Origin of the sequence: Stieleria sp. JC731 (assembly GCF_020966635.1) — a bacterium.
Taxonomy (GTDB): Bacteria; Planctomycetota; Planctomycetia; order Pirellulales; family Pirellulaceae; genus Stieleria.
On the sequence record NZ_JAJKFQ010000001.1, the window covers coordinates 848,127 to 865,886 of the forward strand.

Annotated in this window: 18 protein-coding genes and 1 pseudogene; 2 read left to right on the forward strand and 17 right to left on the reverse strand. The window is 54.9% G+C overall.

What is annotated here, in order from left to right; genetic code table 11:
* Positions 1–69: 69 nt before the first annotated feature.
* The 5 genes from LOC67_RS02720 to smpB all read right to left on the reverse strand — a co-directional run bounded on the left by LOC67_RS02720 (position 70) and on the right by smpB (position 5,317).
* Positions 70–885: a phosphatidylinositol-specific phospholipase C/glycerophosphodiester phosphodiesterase family protein gene (locus LOC67_RS02720; RefSeq protein ID WP_230260974.1), complete on the reverse strand. Its 816-nt coding sequence runs from the start codon at positions 883–885 to the stop codon at positions 70–72.
* 133 nt (positions 886–1,018) lie between these two features.
* On the reverse strand, positions 1,019–2,371 hold the full coding sequence (locus tag LOC67_RS02725; protein ID WP_230260975.1) for a TCR/Tet family MFS transporter: 1,353 nt from the start codon (positions 2,369–2,371) through the stop codon (positions 1,019–1,021).
* A 265-nt stretch (positions 2,372–2,636) separates the two neighbouring features.
* Positions 2,637–4,004, reverse strand: a complete 1,368-nt coding sequence (locus LOC67_RS02730; protein WP_230260976.1) for an ABC transporter permease — start codon at positions 4,002–4,004, stop codon at positions 2,637–2,639.
* 33 nt (positions 4,005–4,037) lie between these two features.
* Positions 4,038–4,763: an ABC transporter ATP-binding protein gene (locus tag LOC67_RS02735; protein WP_230260977.1), complete on the reverse strand. Its 726-nt coding sequence runs from the start codon at positions 4,761–4,763 to the stop codon at positions 4,038–4,040.
* Positions 4,764–4,804: 41 nt separating this feature from the next.
* Positions 4,805–5,317: an SsrA-binding protein SmpB gene (smpB, locus tag LOC67_RS02740; protein WP_230260978.1), complete on the reverse strand. Its 513-nt coding sequence runs from the start codon at positions 5,315–5,317 to the stop codon at positions 4,805–4,807.
* A 407-nt stretch (positions 5,318–5,724) separates the two neighbouring features.
* Here smpB and lipA point away from each other — a divergent pair, with 407 nt between their 5' ends.
* A complete protein-coding gene (gene lipA / locus LOC67_RS02745) occupies positions 5,725–6,645 on the forward strand; it encodes a lipoyl synthase (RefSeq protein WP_230261583.1) in 921 nt (306 codons plus the stop codon).
* A gap of 325 nt (positions 6,646–6,970) precedes the next feature.
* Complete coding sequence (gene pckA / locus LOC67_RS02750; RefSeq protein ID WP_230260979.1) at positions 6,971–8,554, forward strand: phosphoenolpyruvate carboxykinase (ATP); 1,584 nt, start codon at positions 6,971–6,973, stop codon at positions 8,552–8,554.
* Between the two features lie 152 nt (positions 8,555–8,706).
* On the opposite strand, the gene LOC67_RS02755 is transcribed toward pckA, so the two are convergent.
* The 12 genes and pseudogenes from LOC67_RS02755 to LOC67_RS02805 all read right to left on the reverse strand — a co-directional run bounded on the left by LOC67_RS02755 (position 8,707) and on the right by LOC67_RS02805 (position 17,736).
* A complete protein-coding gene (locus LOC67_RS02755) occupies positions 8,707–9,594 on the reverse strand; it encodes a tetratricopeptide repeat protein (protein ID WP_230260980.1) in 888 nt (295 codons plus the stop codon).
* Positions 9,595–9,648: 54 nt separating this feature from the next.
* Positions 9,649–10,170, reverse strand: a complete 522-nt coding sequence (locus tag LOC67_RS02760; RefSeq protein ID WP_230260981.1) for a hypothetical protein — start codon at positions 10,168–10,170, stop codon at positions 9,649–9,651.
* Positions 10,167–11,552: a hypothetical protein gene (locus LOC67_RS02765; RefSeq protein ID WP_230260982.1), complete on the reverse strand. Its 1,386-nt coding sequence runs from the start codon at positions 11,550–11,552 to the stop codon at positions 10,167–10,169. The genes LOC67_RS02760 and LOC67_RS02765 overlap by 4 nt, the downstream gene beginning before the upstream one ends.
* Entirely contained in the window at positions 11,549–12,112 is a 564-nt protein-coding gene (locus LOC67_RS02770; RefSeq protein WP_230260983.1) for a hypothetical protein, read from the reverse strand. The genes LOC67_RS02765 and LOC67_RS02770 overlap by 4 nt, the downstream gene beginning before the upstream one ends.
* 22 nt (positions 12,113–12,134) lie before the next feature.
* Positions 12,135–13,100, reverse strand: a complete 966-nt coding sequence (locus tag LOC67_RS02775; RefSeq protein ID WP_230260984.1) for a hypothetical protein — start codon at positions 13,098–13,100, stop codon at positions 12,135–12,137.
* Positions 13,090–13,635, reverse strand: coding sequence for a type II secretion system protein J (locus tag LOC67_RS02780; RefSeq protein WP_230260985.1), 546 nt, complete (start codon positions 13,633–13,635; stop codon positions 13,090–13,092). The genes LOC67_RS02775 and LOC67_RS02780 overlap by 11 nt, the downstream gene beginning before the upstream one ends.
* Positions 13,632–14,024 carry a prepilin-type N-terminal cleavage/methylation domain-containing protein gene (locus LOC67_RS02785; protein ID WP_261366194.1) on the reverse strand — a complete coding sequence of 131 codons (393 nt, stop codon included), beginning with the start codon at positions 14,022–14,024 and terminating at the stop codon, positions 13,632–13,634. Before LOC67_RS02785 ends, LOC67_RS02780 begins: the two co-directional genes overlap by 4 nt.
* Positions 14,024–14,332 carry a hypothetical protein gene (locus tag LOC67_RS02790; RefSeq protein ID WP_230260987.1) on the reverse strand — a complete coding sequence of 103 codons (309 nt, stop codon included), beginning with the start codon at positions 14,330–14,332 and terminating at the stop codon, positions 14,024–14,026. Before LOC67_RS02790 ends, LOC67_RS02785 begins: the two co-directional genes overlap by 1 nt.
* Positions 14,333–14,434: 102 nt before the next feature.
* Positions 14,435–14,530, reverse strand: a pseudogene (locus tag LOC67_RS27685) (type II secretion system protein); the annotation flags it as partial.
* A complete protein-coding gene (gene gspG, locus LOC67_RS02795) occupies positions 14,527–14,982 on the reverse strand; it encodes a type II secretion system major pseudopilin GspG (RefSeq protein WP_230260988.1) in 456 nt (151 codons plus the stop codon). The pseudogene LOC67_RS27685 and the gene gspG, both read right to left, overlap by 4 nt.
* Positions 14,972–16,186, reverse strand: coding sequence for a type II secretion system F family protein (locus LOC67_RS02800; protein ID WP_230260989.1), 1,215 nt, complete (start codon positions 16,184–16,186; stop codon positions 14,972–14,974). Before LOC67_RS02800 ends, gspG begins: the two co-directional genes overlap by 11 nt.
* On the reverse strand, positions 16,186–17,736 hold the full coding sequence (locus LOC67_RS02805) for a GspE/PulE family protein (RefSeq protein ID WP_230260990.1): 1,551 nt from the start codon (positions 17,734–17,736) through the stop codon (positions 16,186–16,188). Before LOC67_RS02805 ends, LOC67_RS02800 begins: the two co-directional genes overlap by 1 nt.
* Positions 17,737–17,760: the final 24 nt, after the last annotated feature.

Genomic DNA, 17,760 nt, shown 5'->3' on the forward strand with positions numbered 1-17,760 from the left:
AGGTTTGCATGCGAAGGTTTGTCGATATGCACACGGAGTGCCAATCAACTTTCGGCGGCGATTGAATCGTTACGAGGAAGTCTTCAGGAACTCGGCCAGGCGTTTCAGTTCGTCGGTGTTGATGTGGTCAACCCCGGCCTCCAAAAGTGCTTTCCAAACGGCTTCGTTTTCCGATGTGGCCCAGAAACGAACGCGTTGTCCGTTCGCGTGAGCCGCATTGACAAGTGCTTGTAGCCGCATTTTTTCCTGCGTCGGAAACTCCCCTTCGCCATTCCAACGAAAGCACTTCGACCATCGTTCGCTAATCAATGGCATCAACGTACTTGCAAAAGTGGTCTCTTCGAAATGCTCCAGGCGTCCGTCAACGAAGCTTAGACGGTCGTTTGCTTTCCGCATCGTTTCGATGGTACGGTTCCCCGAAACGATGACTTGGATCGGACCTTCGACATACTTGCCGGATTCGATTCTGCACAGCAGCTCGCGATAATCTTTTAAGACTTCTTCTAGCTTTTCGTAGGTGCTTTCCGCTTCGGTTTTGACGTCGACCATCAAGGTGAACTGTGGGCCATCCTTGAAAACCTTTCCGCCATTTTTCTCGATGCGCTCTTTTAGGGGATCCAGATAGAGATGTTGAAGTGTTCGATCGGGTTTCAGCTCAATCGGGTCATGCCCAACCAGCAGGGCTCCGTTCCACAGGAAGATGTCTGATTCGACACTGCAGAAGCCGTTGTCCAACGCATCATGAAGTGGTCGGTCATGCCAGTAGTCGTTGTGTGCGTGTGCCTGGCGTAGCGGTTCAACGGCTTCGCAAACATTTGACGAAGCGAAATTGCAGGTCACAAAGACCAAGTATGCGATGAAAACGAGCCGGTGTTTTTGAAGCATGGTTTCGGTGGTGGCGGGGCATTGGCGACGCGATGAAAATAGAAACTCATTATATCGCACCACGTCTGAGCACAGCGTGGCGCGATCTTAATCGCTAACCTGAAACCAAACGTCGGTAAGAAAGACTTGCTGGCTAGTCTTGGGGATGCTTGGCAAGAACGCCAAGCAGTACAAAGAATGAGATGAAGATTAGGATTGCCCCCAGCAGAAACGGCGCGCCGGCGAACTTGAACGGTGCAGAACTGCCCGTGAAATAGCTGAACAGTCCGCTGGTGAAAATGATTGGAGCAAAGATGCTGGTCAGACCTTGCAGCGAAGTCAGTGCGCCCTGGACTTCGCCTTGCTCTGATTCATGAACTGTTTTGGTGACCAGGCTTTGAACGGCAGGTCCTGCCAATCCACCCAGTGCACCCACCACCGCGATTGCAGGCAACATCCAGGCTTCGGTCGCAAAGGCGTATCCCAAGAAGGAAATAGCCGAAATCATCGTGGCGAACAACAAGATTTTGTATTCACCGAAGCGTTTGACGGCGGGCCTTACCAGTCCGCCTTGGACGATGACCGCTGTCACACCGACCCAGCAAAGAAAGAAGCCAACCGTTTGATGGCTCCATTCGAAACGGTACTCCGAGAACAAAACGAACACGTTCTCGAGACCACGTTGCGAAAGCGCTTTGAGCAGGAATACCATTGCCAGTCCCGCGACCAATGGATATCGCCGCAAGGTCTTGATGATGCCAAACGCGTTAGCCGTCTTAAGCGAGAACTGCCGACGTTTTTCAGGTGGCAGTGACTCCGGCAAAATGAAGAAGCCATACATCCAGTTCAGCAGTGCCAGTCCTGCCGCGGCAAAGAAAGGCGCTCGCAGTGATAGTTGGGCACTGAGTAAGCCGCCTAATGCCGGGCCGATGATAAATCCCAGGCCAAATGCCGCACCCACCAATCCGAAGTTACGCGCACGGGTATCATCGGTCGAGATGTCAGCGATGTATGCGTTGCCCGTGGTGAAGCTCGCGCCGAAGATCCCTGAGATAATTCGTGCGACAAAAAGCAACCAAAGGCTGTTGGCCATCCCTTGGATAATAAAGTCGACGCCCAATCCGAAAAGCGCAACGAGCAGAATCGGGCGGCGTCCGAATCGATCCGACAGCCCTCCGAGAATCGGTGCACATAGAAACTGCATCGTCGCATAGGAGGCGACGATCACGCCGTAATACCAAGCGGCGCCGCTTTTGGATAAACCGGAAAGCTCTTCGACCAAACCGGGCAGGACTGGGATCACAATCCCGATTCCCAAGATATCGATGAACAGGGTAATCCAGATGAACAGGATCCCGGCTTGTCGCTTGGGGGATTGGGGAGCTTCGCTGATTTCCTCAGCCGCTTCGATAGCGACCGGCGGAGCGTAGGGCGAAGCTTCAGAATCGCTCTGTTCAGAGTCGCTCCGGTTGGAAGCGATCGATTCTTGCGACTCTGGATGGTTCATGGCCGATTTTTGCGGAGTTGGCAGCGATGTTGGGCGGGCGAGCGTTCATCTTGAACGTCGAGAATGTGTCGTTGGTGGGCGTGTGAATATATTTACTGAACAACGATTACGGGAGGGGATTACGGGAGGGAGCACGGTAGTGCGGTGCTCGAGTTTGTCGCAATCGCCGGGCACCCGCGGCTGCAGACGGATCCAAAACATGTCCGTTCTGCAGCGGGGAAGGTCCGTGGGGGAATTCGATGAATCGTGTGAATCCCAATCCACTTTAGGCGGACAAATTGGTTCCCACATCGGTGCGGTAGGCACTTAGTGCGGGCAACAGTCCCGCGAGCAGTGCTAGGATCGCTACGAGTGGGAAGACCCAACCCTCGTAAGAGCTGGTGGTCAAGATCCCGACCTGAACGCCGGTCCGGTCTTCGATTTCGCCGCTAAAGAACCAGATGGCCAGGTGTGCCAGCATCCATCCGCTGATCGCACCGATCGAAGCGATGAGCAAGCTTTCCATGAGGATCACGCCTGTGACGGTCTCCCGACGAGCACCCAACGCCCGCATGACGGCGATGTCGCGGCGACGATCGTTCATTGAGTTGTAGATCGCCACCAGAACGCCAACGGCCGCGACGACGCAGGTGATCAGTGTGATGACCAGCAGGGCGGTCAGCATGGGGCCGACGATCGCTTCCATCAACCGTGCGATTTCACCAACTGGGGCTGCTGCCTGTGCGCGAACGCTTTCGTTGACTTGCGTTTCCAGTACAACACCCAGCATGGGCATTCCGGTACGGACAAGGATCGATGTGACTTCGCGTTCGGGAATCGTTAGCGGTTGGTGCCCGGCATCATCGGCAATCGCTTCGGTGGGAGGCTCGATGATCGCATCTTCGGTAACCGGTTTGGCGTGACCATCAAGCAAATAAAAGCCTTCCAGGTTCACAAAAGCGGCGCGGTCATTTGGGGTTCCGGTCGGGTCCATGATGCCGACCACGGTAAAGCCTTGCCCGTGGCCTTTGCCTTCGGGATCACCGTGGTTGTTCTGAAACGTGTCGCCAACCGACAAGTTCATTTGGCGGGCGACGCGTGACCCGAGCACTGCTTCAAAGTAACCGTATTCTTCCGAGTGAGTTTTCAGCGCGCGACCGGCGCTGAATGTGAACTTCTCTTCTAGCGTCGGGCCGTGACGGAGCAGTTCGAAAAAGTCCGGTGTTGTGCCGACCACACGGAACTCGCTCAAGTAGTCGCCCAGTGCCAGTGGGATCGCGAAACCGCCTCCGGCCACATAGCTGGCGTAGACCCCATCGCGTTCTCCTAATGCGGGGTCGCCCCCGTATTGTCGAACCATTTCGGCACGTTGATCGGCCGGAAAGAATTCCATGTATTCCGTGAACGGTAGGTTTTCGATCGGGCGACTGAGGTAGTAAACACTGTTTAGCGTCAGCTGCAGGGCGCTACCTTTGGGACCGACGACAAGGTTGTAGCCCACTTGCGCGTTGCGCGAGAACGCTTCGGTGACGATGCCGAAGATGGCAAGCACCATGACAACAAGTGCCACGCCTAATGCGAGCGAAACGGTTGTCAAAAGACTCGATAATGCTCGGTAACAAAAGTTTCGCCAAGCGATACGAAGGAGCCACATGATTGATGTTAGTTGGCTGAAGTTAGTTGTTGATTAAGCGGTCGCGTGAAGGGCACGGTTGATGTCTTCCAACCGATCAACGCGAGCGAATCGTTCGGTGACCGGCATCGAGTGCGTCACCATCATCAACGCAATGTTTTCTTCGCGACAGGAATTGATGATCAAGTCCAGCACGTTGTCGGCACTTGCCGGATCGACGTTGGCGGTCGGTTCATCGGCCAGCAGCAGTTTCGGGCGACCCGCTAAAGCTCTGGCGATCGCGACTCGTTGTTGTTGCCCAACGGAGAGTTGTTTGGGGCGATAGTTGGCTCGATCCGCCAAGCCGACTTTGCCTAACAAGTCACGTGCACGACCGATATCGACGGGACGGTTGCCAAATGCCATCCCCAGCTGCACGTTCTCGATCGCGGAAAAGGCTGGCAGCAAGTTGAATGTTTGAAAAACGTAGCCGATCGAGCCGGCGCGTAGACGATCGCGTCCCTGTTCGGAAAGCTTTGTCGTTTCGACGTTACCGATTCGAATGCTTCCCGATGTCGGTGTGAGCAGGCCGGCGATGATGTGTAGCAAAGTCGTTTTGCCACCGCCGCTTTCACCGATCAACGCGAGCTGTTCGCCTTGATCGATCGTCAACGATTCGATGTCGAGGACCGTCAACTGGCCTCCGCCGGGCTGGTCGAACGTCTTGATCAGATTGCGGATTGAAAGGACGTGGTTAGCGCCGACGTTCGCATCCGGGCTGGCGGTTTGGTTGGGTTCCATGGCGGTTTCGCTTTGTCTGCGGTTGGTGGTCGGCGATCGATCTAGCCGCGGCCTCGCATCGCACGTTGTAGCCCACGATCGGACTCGCGTTTTTTAATCGTTTCGCGTTTGTCGTGAATCTTCTTGCCTTTGACCAAGCCCATCAAGCATTTGGCGATCCCGCGTTCGTTGAAGTAGACCTTCAGGGGGATCAGGGTCAGGCCACGTTCATGCGCACGGCCTGAAAACTTATTGATCTCGACCGCATGAAGTAACAGCTTCCTTGGACGTCGCGGATCGTGATTCCACATCCCGGCGTTGTTGTAGTGAGCGATGTCCGCACCGATCAACCACAGCTCGCGATCCTTTTCTCTGATGTGAGCCTCGTCGAGTGAAAGTTTTCCTTCACGCATCGATTTCACTTCGCTGCCCATCAGCATCAAACCACATTCGATCGTGTCGAGAATCTCGTAGCGATGACGTGCCTTGCGGTTTTCAGAGACAACGGTGATCTGCGGCCCAGCCTTTTTCGAAGCGGTGCCTTTCTTCGGTTTTGATTTTTTGTTCTTCGCCATGATGGGGGGATTGTATCCGCAGATGCTGCCTTGGGTATCTCCCACCACGGTTGGGCTGAGTCGGTTTCAGTGGGGAGCTTTCGGTTGCGTCTCCGTGTGGTGGTGCGGTTGCACTACGTATAGAAAGCAAGACGAAGGCGTGCCGAATTGCCAAAGGCTTCCGATGGTTCGGGGGCTATTGGCGGGTTCAATTAGCGGGGGAGTTGTAGCGAGGCCGTCGAAAGCACACGATTCGTTGTGTGATTACATCGATTAAACACGTTCTTAGTGACCGTTTAGGCGTCCTTAGTGACCGGCATCGAATCGCCTTTACCGATTACCCATTGCTCCAGCTGACCTTTCACTACAATACCGCAGACGAAAGAGTTCGCATCTGGTTCACGCAAAACACTGATTTTTTAACGTTCATGGCATTTCGTTTACCTGTCGTAGCTGACCCGGAAATTCCCGAAGGAACCGATTTGAGCGGAAGCGGTCGGCTACCACGCTGGCTGAAGCGACCGATCCCCAAAAGCAACGCCAACCACATGACGGCGGGGCTGTTGGATGAATTGAAACTGGAAACGGTTTGCGATAACGCGAAGTGCCCCAACCGGATGGAGTGCTACAGCCAGCAAACCGCGACATTCATGATCTTGGGAAATGTTTGCACGCGGCCATGCGGTTTTTGTGCCGTTCACCGTGGTCGTCCTCCCGCGATGCCCGAGGCTGATGAACCCGAGCGAGTTGCGGAGGCGGCTGCTCGACTGGGATTGAAGCATGTCGTGATCACCAGTGTGACGCGCGATGATCTTCCCGACGGCGGCGCGGACCATTACTACCGCTGCATTGTGGCTGTGCGTGAACGAACCGGAGCGACAACCGAGGTGCTGACGCCTGACTTTGTCCAGTGCCGTGACGCACTCGAGCGTGTGATCGAAGCGAAGCCAACCGTCTTCAACCACAACATGGAAACCGTCCCGCGACTTTACCGACGCGTCCGTGGTCCCAAAAGCGAATACGCTTGGACGCTCGGGATGATGAAAAAGGTCAAGGAATACGATCCGGCGGTTAAAACCAAAAGCGGATTGATGCTTGGTCTAGGCGAAGAACGTGGCGAGTTGCTTGACGCATTAGCGGATATGCGTGAGTACGACGTCGACTTTTTGACGCTGGGGCAGTACTTGCAACCAGGTGAAAAGTATCTGCCGGTTGTGCGCTACGTTCCGCCGGAAGAGTTCGAAGAGCTAGCCGAAATCGCCAAGGGCATGGGCTTTAAGAAAGTGGCCAGCGGCCCCTTCGTCCGCAGTAGCTATCACGCCCGCGATATGGCTGAAACCGAAGTCTGACTCGCCAGCGGCGCCGCGTCTGCTGGAACCTGCGAACCCAGCGGACTCGATTCTAACGAGACCAGGGTCAATCGACTCTGGGGTGCTGCACTGCACTCTGAAACACTGCACTCTGTCGAGCTGCACTGCGAAACACTGCACTCTGAAGCACTGCGATCTGAAACACTGCGATCTGGGACAACGAGTGCGTCTGGGCACACCTGATCTCATTGCTTCAGAAACTCTGTGATTTGCCGGGGCCTGTTGTTGTTTGGGGGATATGCAATACTATCCGCCCACAAGGCAGACAATTGGATCTGACGAACATCAGAGCTGGGAGAGCACAATGTTTGATCTGACTCAGTACGAAATCGACGTCAAAAAAATCTTTCGCAACGCCTCGCCGGCGGCACTCTACGAAGAAGCTCTTCGCTACGAAAAAAATGCGACCTTGGCCGATACCGGTGCCCTGATTGCCTATTCAGGTGACAAGACTGGGCGGTCGCCGAAGGATAAACGCATCGTTAAACATCCCGAATCGGAGAACGATGTTTGGTGGGGAACCGTCAACATTGGACTCGACGAGCAGGTCTTTTGCGTCAACCGTGAACGGGCGATTGATTATCTCAACACCCGCAGTCGGCTGTACGTTCTGGATGCATTCGCCGGATGGGATCCCAAGTATCGCATCAAGGTTCGCGTCATCTGTGCACGTCCGTATCACGCGTTGTTCATGCACAACATGTTGATCCGTCCGACTCGTGAAGAGCTGGAAACGTTTGGCGAACCGGATTGTGTGATCATCAACGCCGGTGCTTTTCCGGCGAACCGCTACACGACCGGGATGACTAGCAAGACCAGCGTCGATCTAAGCTTGGAACGACGAGAAGTGGTCATCTTGGGAACGCAGTACGCCGGTGAGATGAAGAAGGCCGTGTTCACATTGATGAACTACCTGATGCCGAAGTCAGGTGTGCTGCCGATGCACTGCTCCGCGACTAGCGATCCAGAAACGGATCGCTCATCCGTTCTCTTTGGTCTATCGGGAACCGGCAAGACGACTCTTTCTGCTGACCCTAAGCGTTCGCTTATCGGTGACGACGAACACTGCTGGACCGATCATGGTGTCTTCAATATCGAAGGCGGGTGCTACGCAAAAGCGATCTATCTGACACGTGATGCCGAACCACAAATCTTTGACGCGCTTCGCTATGGTGCGGTGTTAGAGAATGTGGTCTACGATCAAGCCGATCACCATGTCGAATTTGATGACAGTTCGATCACCGAGAACACTCGCGGTGCTTACCCGATTGAATATATCCCCAATGCAAAGATCCCATGCACGGCCGGTCAACCGACCGATGTGATCTTCTTGACCTGCGACGCATTCGGCGTGCTACCACCAGTCAGTCGGTTGACTCCAGAGCAGGCAGAGTACCACTTTATCAGCGGCTATACCGCCAAAGTCGCCGGTACCGAAGTCGGCGTGACTGAACCCGAAGCGACATTCTCACCTTGCTTTGGTGGCCCATTTTTGGTCTGGCATCCCGGCAAGTACGCCGAGCTGTTGTCCGAGCGTATTCGCCGCTACGGCACGAATGTTTGGCTGATCAACACCGGTTGGAGCGGCGGGGCTTACGGTGTGGGAAGCCGGATGAAGCTGGCATACACTCGCGCGATCGTCGATGCGATTCATAGCGGGGTTCTCAAAGACGCTCCTGTCGAAAAGGAACCCTGTTTCGGATTGGACGTCGTAACAAAGTGTCCGGGCGTTCCTGATGAAATCCTGGTGCCGCGAAATACTTGGAGTGATCCAAGTGCCTATGACGCCACCGCGAAAAAGCTCGCTGGGCTCTTCCACAAGAACTTTAAATCCTACGCCGATGGCGTTAGCGATAAAGTTCGTGATGCTGGCCCCATGCCTGTCTAAGGCGTTCGATCGCTTTGGCTGTCATTCGGTGCTCGTGCCAAGCTAAGGTGCGAGCACTGCGGTGCGAGCCCTGTGGTGCGAGCACTGCGGTAGGAACACTGTGGGGCAAGGTCGGGATTGTCGGCGCGAGCTGAATTAATCACCGGTCATTGTTATTGTTCGAAGTAGGCTTCTTCGGAAAGGTCGTCGATGACTTCGTCTTTCAGCATCGGCGAAGACGACGATTCAATTTCTGAAGGCGGTTCCTGCGGAGAATTCAGTTCCAGCGTTTCAGCTGCCGGCCCAATGATCGACTCAGCAGGTTCCTGGTGAGCCACTGGCATGACGGGGGTAAGGTCGATGATCTTGCGTTCCAAGTCGAACTCTTCAGGCGGCCGGTCATCACGGTCCAGCGAGGACGCGATATCATCCCTCGAAGGTCCGCGATCAAGTGCATCGTTTAGGGTCAGCGCCAGTTGCTCATCGGCCCAGCGACGCCACTCGGGACGGGTTTCGATTAAAGCGAGGTCCTGCAGTTGCTGCATTAGAACTTCGTCTCGTTCACCACGTCGAATTCGTAGGCGTACCAGGTTTCCTAGATAGTGAGGATTGGCTGGGGCCATGTGGTTGGCGGTGTAGTAAAGGTCCAGCGCCTCGTCGACCCGTCCACCGGATTCCAATGCCAACGCCAGGTTGTAAACCACCGTCGCATCTTGCGGAAGAAACTGCCGAGCTTCTTCGAATGCCATGACGGCTTGATAGAGGTTGCCCTGTTGGTAGTGCATCAAGCCAAGATTGTTGTGTGCCGGCCCGTATGCGTAGTCAGCTTCGATCGCATCGCGGAAATGCTTGGCAGCCAAATCGCGATGTTCGTGATTAAGCGAGCGAATGCCTGAGTTGGTCAGTCGCTTGGCTTTGGCCGTGTCTCGCTTCGATGCGGCTTTGACGACTGATCGATTGGCAGATCGTGACAGCGAACAACCCGCCGGCGCAGCAAGCAATGCCGCGACCATCATCGCGGAAATCAGTTTGCGTCCGTTGCGTTTCGCCCTTTGCAGCATATTCCCTCAGTTGCTGCAGCAATCATGTCGTGAAACTCTGCACGACTTCTTTCGCTAGGACTCGCTTTTCGGTGAAAACGTGATCTGGGTCAAGATCAGCTGGCAATCCCATAGCTCTCGATTGCCTTGGCGCGTTGGCGAAGTCAGCTTCATATCACGCACCAAACTGCCGGTGGACGCATCCTCGAGCTCGTCGCAGAACGCGGTGATCTGCGGCACGGTGGCTCGGTTTAGCTTGATCGATACCGACTGAAGCATGTAATCCGAGCGGTCGATCCGCTGTGGCGCCGATGGCGACTGAGTTGATAGCATTCGCTCAGGAAGGCCTGCATCGGCGATGGCGGTGTAAATGCGATTGAGCAATTCATCCGCCGCCTGGATTTGCAAGGCCGCAATCGAAGGCTTATCCGATAGTGCCTGGATCTGCGATAGTTTTTGGCGAAGCTCGATCAGATCGGCCTGGCCGTTCTGCAGACGCTGCGACTTCTGCCGCACCTCCGAGACAGCTGAGACGGCGTACAAGCTGAGCAAGCCGACGAAGGCGGCGATTGCGATTCGCTTCGAATTCGTTGTCATTGCTCACCTCCCGATTCGGCATCAGCTTGCCGGTTCATCGGCGGGATCCAACGGGCAGTCATCAACGACTGGTAGGTTTCGATCGGCTCAAGCTTGCTTGGCGGAATCTGTTCGGAAGCCGGCGGTGAAACCTCAAAACCGGATTGCTCCAAACTGTTCGCGATGATTCCAATTTGAATTGCCGATGCCGCCCGAACGGTGAAGCTGCAATCACCATTTTCGATGTTGAGATCCAGGATCCGAAATCTCGCACGCTTTTCTTCTGCAACTTTGAAGCCACGGTAGAGATCACGAAGGACCTTTGCGGCGGGGGTGGGTAGATCGACAGATTGCCCTGATCCTCGGGAGCCCAGCGAGTGTTGATGCTCACGGCGGACGGTTCGCATGATTAGTGTTGGGACACGTCGATCAGGGAATGTTTCCGCAAAGGCTTTGTTTTGTATTTGTTGGATGTCACGGAGTTGAACTTCGATGCGTTGCCCCCGATACCAGGAGGCCGCGATGATCACGATCAAGAACACCACGGCTGTCATGGCAACGAGTCGTAAAGATCGGCGGATGGCGTGCAATGGATCCGCAGGGCCTAAGTCTTCGCGGCGCAAATTCAGACATGGTGCAAGTCGACCTTGCATCACTGATTGGGCCGCTTCGTCGATCAGCTGTGATACGGGTTGAGCGATAGGTGTCGCGCTGGACAACAAGCCGGATCGATGTCGCTTTCCGACGAGCATGACGGGCAGAGCCGGATCAGTCGCTAGCGTTGATAGCCGTTCCCAGAGATCGACGGATGCGTAGCGTTTCCAATCTCGGCATCGTTTCTTCGCATCGATCAATAAGTCCTCCAGCACTCCGTCTTCCTGCCGGATGATCAGTCGGATAGGAAATGATGCTGTAGGCTGTTCGCAGATGCTTTTGGCAATCAGGAGGCTGGTGGGCACAATCGCGACGACATCGATGCCATGCAATTGCAATGCATCGACCAAAGGGCGAAGGCGATGCGTTTCGATTGCGATGCAGAATGCATTTTGGCGAGTGTCATCAACGTTGTAGTCGCACGTTGTTTGCTCGGCGTCGAGCGGGAGCACGCGTTCAAGCTCGTATCGAACGCTTTGATAGTCGGTGCTGTCGAACCCGTCAGCCAAGTTAAGTTTGGCGGCGAATGCTTCGCAGCTATGAAGAGCCACGACGCAGCGGGATGGCTTGGTTTCAGCCCCCTCGATCAACTCACGAAGCGTGGCGGCGATTCGCTCGGCGCTCGCATCGTTCGGCAGTACAGCTTCGTCGGATTGGCAACTGAGATACCAATTCGAAAGCTCTTGGCGAACAATACAACCGTGGCGCAGTGCCGTCGCGGTGGTTGTCTTGTTAGCCGAATCGGTCATCGATTTCGTCGACGATTGGGGCGCTCATCGCTATCGGAGTCCGAAGTCGGCGATGCTTTTCTTAGCTTCAGCGACGCCTGTTGCCCATCGATTTCCAGAGTCACTTTGTTGGAAGCGATCGAGGCGACTCGGGCACCTGTCGGACTTAGCGCAACGGCTTCACCTTCAGAACGAATCACAGTTTTTCCGCTGGCGTCGCTGATGATAGCCACGCGCTTATTGGGTTCGATGATCGTTCCGATAAGCGTCCAGTCTAGCTTGGGTTTCGCTGGTGGACGCACAACAGGTTTCTGAACAACCCGCGCCGGAGCGCTCGGCTTGGCCACAACTTTCGGTGGATCGTAAAGGGGCTTTTGGATCGCCAACGCTAGATCAACCGGGCTTTGCGCCTGGTCGTTCGTTTGTGCAACCGCCGCGGCGCCGGTCGGTGTTGTGTCCAGCGGGATTGCTTGTTCCGGTTCATTCAAGGGAAGGAACGCCCAAACGGCTGCCCAAAGCGTTCCGGCGATCAGTCCGGCCGAAAAACTTTGCAGCAGGCGATGTTGAAGTTTGACGTTCACAACAGGAAAACCAGTGGGAAACTCAGTAGGCAAATCGTTCGTTCACCGTGATACCGTCGTCGGCTTGCCGCGTGATGGCGAGCGAACGCATGCGTCCGCGTGGGGGGGCGGAGGCGTCGATCCACAGCGAAAAGTGTTGGCTCGATTCAGCAATCATTTTACGTAGACGAGTCTTCTCTGTCGTCGATTTTGCTTCTTGCTGAATCAATTGTTCGGCCGACATTGTCGGATTCTGTCTATATCGGCTGACCAACCGGTTCGCTCCAGCTCGCGAGAGAACACAACTGGCAATCGCCGTAATCGCGCGATCCGACGCACGTTTCAGATTAATTGCCCCGCCACCAAAGATGGTGATTTCTTGTGTGATTTGAGGCAGGGCCGCTTGTTGGCCCGTCACCACGGTCAGAGCCGATTCGTCAAAGACTTCGCCCCAGCTGCGAAATGCCCGTTCGATTTCAATCGCTGAGTCGTCTTCGTTTTCAACGTCGGTCGGTTCGATTGGAAAGGTGGCTGCGGCTGGGTTCGGAGCCAGCCGCATGGCAAGGTTTGATGGTGGCCCCAGAAGTTCGGTGACGATCATATTGGCCCGTTGAGGACCGGCAGCTTGGTAGATGGTGTTGATGTTTGCTTTCGCGTCCTCATCCGCCAACGCGACGTCAAAGGTAACTCCACCGAGTGTGATGATGGAACGGATTTGTCGGGGGGCAAACGCGTCTGGATTTTCGGTCGTGACTTTTTCAGACTGTTCGAAAATCTTGCGTGCGTGGGGCAGCAGTGTCGATTCGATCGATGACATGCCCCAGCGTTGTTGGAAACGCACCGCCGCATCACTGGCTGCCAACGCACGTTTCAAGCTGTGTTTGGATAGTGTCGCTAAGACCGTGACCATCAACACCGCTGTCGCGATGACCGCTAACAGGGCGAAGCCTTGGTGCCGGGTTTGAGATGCATTTGATCGGTGGTGTCGCAACGGACCGCTACTGAGCATGATGATGGATCACCTCACGTATGAGCAGCCGGTTGCGATCGTCCGTTAGTGTGATTCGGATACGATCGGGGATCGGTACAAGATCCGGATACGATGAATCTGTTCCTGAATGCTGCTCGACTTCGCTTAGCAGGTCGACATTGATTCCGCCGACACCCAGCCAGCAGATTTCCTGGCGACCGTTGAACTGCCGGACCAAAGCGTTTGTGTTCAACATCCCGATGACCTGATATCGAACTCGACCGGGAAGGTGCCCCGGGGCGATGTAGCCACCGAGTTCGATAAGACCGGTGTCCACGCGAAACGCTCGAGCATTTTCGAAGTCAACTCGGATTCTGTCGGATAGACGTAGGGCTGCGGATCGATCGATGTGTTGTCGTTGGATCTGAGTTGTCTCTCTTGTGATGATTCCGGTCATCCGAAGAAGCGTGACCATCATGATCGAGGCTAAGGTCAACGCGACGACAAGTTCGATCAACGTCAATGCGGATTGTCGGCAATGGCAACGCCGATCAGCCGGAAAGAAGAAGGTCATAAGCTGTTGGCCTCTTGGACGAGGTCAACCTGCAGCGCCGGCTTCGCAAGGTCTGCCGAATCGAAGATCGCGAATCGGATGATGTGGACCGGTAGGGTTGCCAGTTCGGTTTGGCTTACGACTGAAGTTTGCCAACGCAATGATGGTTGGCCAGGGACAAAACCGGTGCTGTTGCGGGGAAGCCCATCGGGCCGTGATGTCAGTGTTTCCAATAGGTCATCGGCAATGATGGTCAGTTGAAAACGTTTCTCTGCTGATGCGAGCTGCCGACGATGACTCGAAAAAGCCATTAGCGAACCGGCAAGAATCGTCGCCATCAACGTCAATGCGACGACGACTTCAATGAGGGTCAAGCCTGAACGCCGATGTGGGCAGCTTTGCGGTGGCATTATTCAACGCTCATCACAGCGACAATTTCGTTGTCATCGAGCTGATCGATAACTTGGCCAGAAACCCCGACGAAACCGATCCAGCGAGACAGCTTTCCGCAGGAAAGTTGGATCGCATAAGTCGGCGTCACCCCTTGGTCGCTGCAGCGAAGTTTCAGTCGCCGCAATGATGACGATGGTGTCTGTGACGGCACACGGATCTGATCAATCGTGACACCGTCCCCCAAGCGGAATTCTTCACGATGCGGAGAGACGACTATTAGCCTGCTGGTGGACGCGTCAATTTCGGCTTCGATAGTAGAACGCATCGAAAGTGAATTTCGACGTAGATGTGAGTCAAAGCGCTCGATCGTTTCGCACGCACGGGCGAGGCTTAGCCTCGTCAATGCGGACTGACTTTTGTGAACAGCAAACGCGGCACACATCGCCATCAACACGAGCACGATGACGAGCTCAATCAGACTGAAGCCGTTAGGCCGGTTGCGACGCGAAGTTGACCTGATCACAGCGATTCATCCAACATCTCACTTGAAAAGTCGGCATCTTCGCCTTCACCGCCTTCACGCCCGTCCGCGCCCAGGCTGATCACTTCGAATCCATCGCCCGTGACGAAGTATTGGTAAGGCGTTTTCCAAGGGTCGACAGGGACTTTGCTAAGGAATCCTTCTTCCCAAGTTGTGGTCGGTTCGGTCAGGATCTGTAGCCCTTCGTCTTCGGTAGGAAATCGGCCTTGATCGAGCCGGAATGTATCAAGTGCTTTGACAATCGTTGCGATCTCGGCTTTCACAGCATTCTTACGCGAATTGACGAGGTAGCCGCGTGTCCGAATCGCCACCAGACCTGCCAGCATTCCCAAGATGACCATCACCACGATCAATTCGACAAGTGAGAACGCGTGCCGACTTCGCTTGCGATGACGATGAATTGGTTGAATTATTTGAGGCGAGTTACAGAACATTTCCTGCTTCCAGGATAGGTAGGATCGTGGCCAATAATAAGAAGCCGACCATGACAGCCAGGACTAGGATCAAAACCGGTTCGACAAGTGCTGTCAGTCTCGCCGATGTTGTTTTGACTTGTTCATCATAGTCGTCAGCCAAACGGAAAAGCATCTCGTCGAGTTTGCCGGATTCTTGACCGACCGAAAACACGCGAATAGCTAAGGGCGGGAAAACGTTGTCGACCGACAAGGCTTCCGCAATTTCTTGACCGGCCGCGATACGTTCGCCGGTCTGTTTCAACGCGTCGCGGAATCTTGTATTTCTGACCGAACGCGCGGCCAAGTCGAATGCTTTTGTAAGTTCCACGCCACTGCGGGAAAGTGTGGCGATGACCATCGCGATACGTGATACGTTTTGTTTGATGATCATCGGTCCCAGCAGCGGAACCCGAACGACGATTTGATCAAGGTGGCTTCGCCATCGAGGCGTTTTGACAGCGCCGGCCAGTAGGAAAGCGAGGATGGATGTGCCGATGATCCACCACCAACGATAATCGATCAGGGTCTCGCTGAGTCGTTTGGCAACGCGGGTTGGCCAAGGCAATGCCGGTAGTGTCTCTTCCAGGTTTTCCAACAGCGGTGGTAGGACGCCCGTCATCAAGAATATGCCTGCCGCGGTTCCGAAGCAGACAAGGAACGCGGGGTAAACCAATGCCGTTGTGACAGCATCGGTGAATCGCGATTGTCGTTGCTTGAAATCGGCGACTTGCGATAGCACCGTTTCCAGCGTTCCCGCGTTTTCGCCGACTTCGACCATTTGGATGGTGGTTTCGTCAAATAAGTCGGGTCGAGACTGCATGGCGGATGCGAGTGATTCGCCAGCGGCAACTCGTTCTCGGACCGACAGTAAGGCTGAACGAAACCGTCCGCTGTACTGGTCAGTGATCGTATCAAACGCATCAAGAAGCGGAACACCCGCGTGCAACAGCATCGACAGTTCGGCAATCACACTGGTCGATTGCTTGGCCATTCCCAGCGATGGCAGGGAGAACGTTGCCTGTTTTTGAATCTGTGCCCGTTGGTCCAGACTCTCCGCGATTTTGCGGACGCGAATTCCCTGTTCACGCAGCACGTCACGAGCTTGCCGAGCGGTGTCCGCTCGCACGGTGCCCCGCACGGTTGCTTGGGTTTGGTCGGTTCCGATGTATGAAAAGACAGCCATCACAAAGTCGTGACTCGTTGGACTTCGTCCATGGTGGTGATGCCTTGGATGACTTTTTGCCTGCCGTCGGTCGCAAGTAATTTCATTCCGGACTTTAGCCCCGATTCACGGATCATCGCGGCACTGGCGCGTTGTCCAATCAGTTCCCGGCATGGATCGTCAATCGTCAGCAATTCAAATAAGCCGACTCGTCCTGAGAAACCCGTCTGTCGGCAAGTTTCGCAACCGCCAGGTTGAAACTCGACCGTGTCACAGCCTGAATCGGATGGTGTGGGCCGTTTACATTCTGGGCAGAGGCGACGCACCAAACGCTGGGCAAGCGACGCGACCAGCGAACTGCTGACCAAGTAAGGTTCGATACCTAGATCCAAAAGTCGCGTCACGGCGCTGGCGGCGTCGTTGGTGTGCAGCGTGCTGAATACCAAGTGACCGGTCAGAGAGGCTTGAATCGCCATCATCGCGGTTTCCGAATCGCGAATTTCGCCGACCATGATGATGTCGGGGTCCTGACGCAAAACGCTGCGCATCCCGGAGGCGAATGTCATGCCCTTCTTTTCGTTGATCTGTGTTTGGCTGATCCCATCAAGCTGATATTCGATGGGGTCTTCAAGCGTCAGGATGTTAAGTTCCTCGCTGTCCAGTTCCGAAAGAGCTCCATAAAGTGTGGTGCTTTTCCCGCTGCCAGTCGGTCCTGTTACGAGGATCAAGCCATGGTCACGATTGATCAACGATCGAAATGCGGTCAGCTCGTCCGCTGGCATTCCGAGTTCGGCGAGCGTGTAAAGTCGCGCGCTTTTGTCAAGTAATCGAATCACGATCCTTTCGTTGTGACTGGTCGGCAACGAAGCGATTCGCAAGTCGACAACTCGATCGCCCAATTGAACCGTCGCTCGGCCGTCTTGAGGCAATCGTTTTTCGGCAATATTCATTTTGCCAAGCACCTTGACCCGCGAAAGCACCTCTTCCTGGATGCCTTTGGGGATTTCGAAGGTGTCAAACAAGACCCCGTCAATCCGCTGCCGAACCATTAAGCGATCTTCGTACGGCTGGATGTGGATATCCGACGCACCTGCTTTTACGGCATCGAACAAAATGTGATTGACCAATCGAATCACCGGAGCGCGGCCTTCGGTATCCAAAAGGTCTTCACGTGGTCCGAGCTGCGCGATTTCAGTTAGCAGCGAGTCGCGATCGATTGAGTCGATGACTTGCTGGGTTTGACTCGATTGTGCTGTGTAGGCTGCGTTGATTGCCGCTTGAATCGCTGCCGTTGACGCGGGTATCGGACGAACTTGCATCCGTCGTAGTTCACCAGTCGACTGTTGCGACAACGCACGGGAAACGATGTCGACTTGATCGAGCCCAGACACGGAATCAATAGCCAGCCAGATTTCGTCAGCTTGCTTGGCTCGGAATCCCATGACGACATGCTGGCGGGCATGGCCGATGTTGATGCGTCGAACAAAGTCGTCACTTGCCGTTAAGCCTGACAGATCTTCTGCGACAGGCATCCGCAGATGATCGGCGATTTCGCGAATCGACGGGCTCATAAATCAAACCGCCCAGACGGGCAG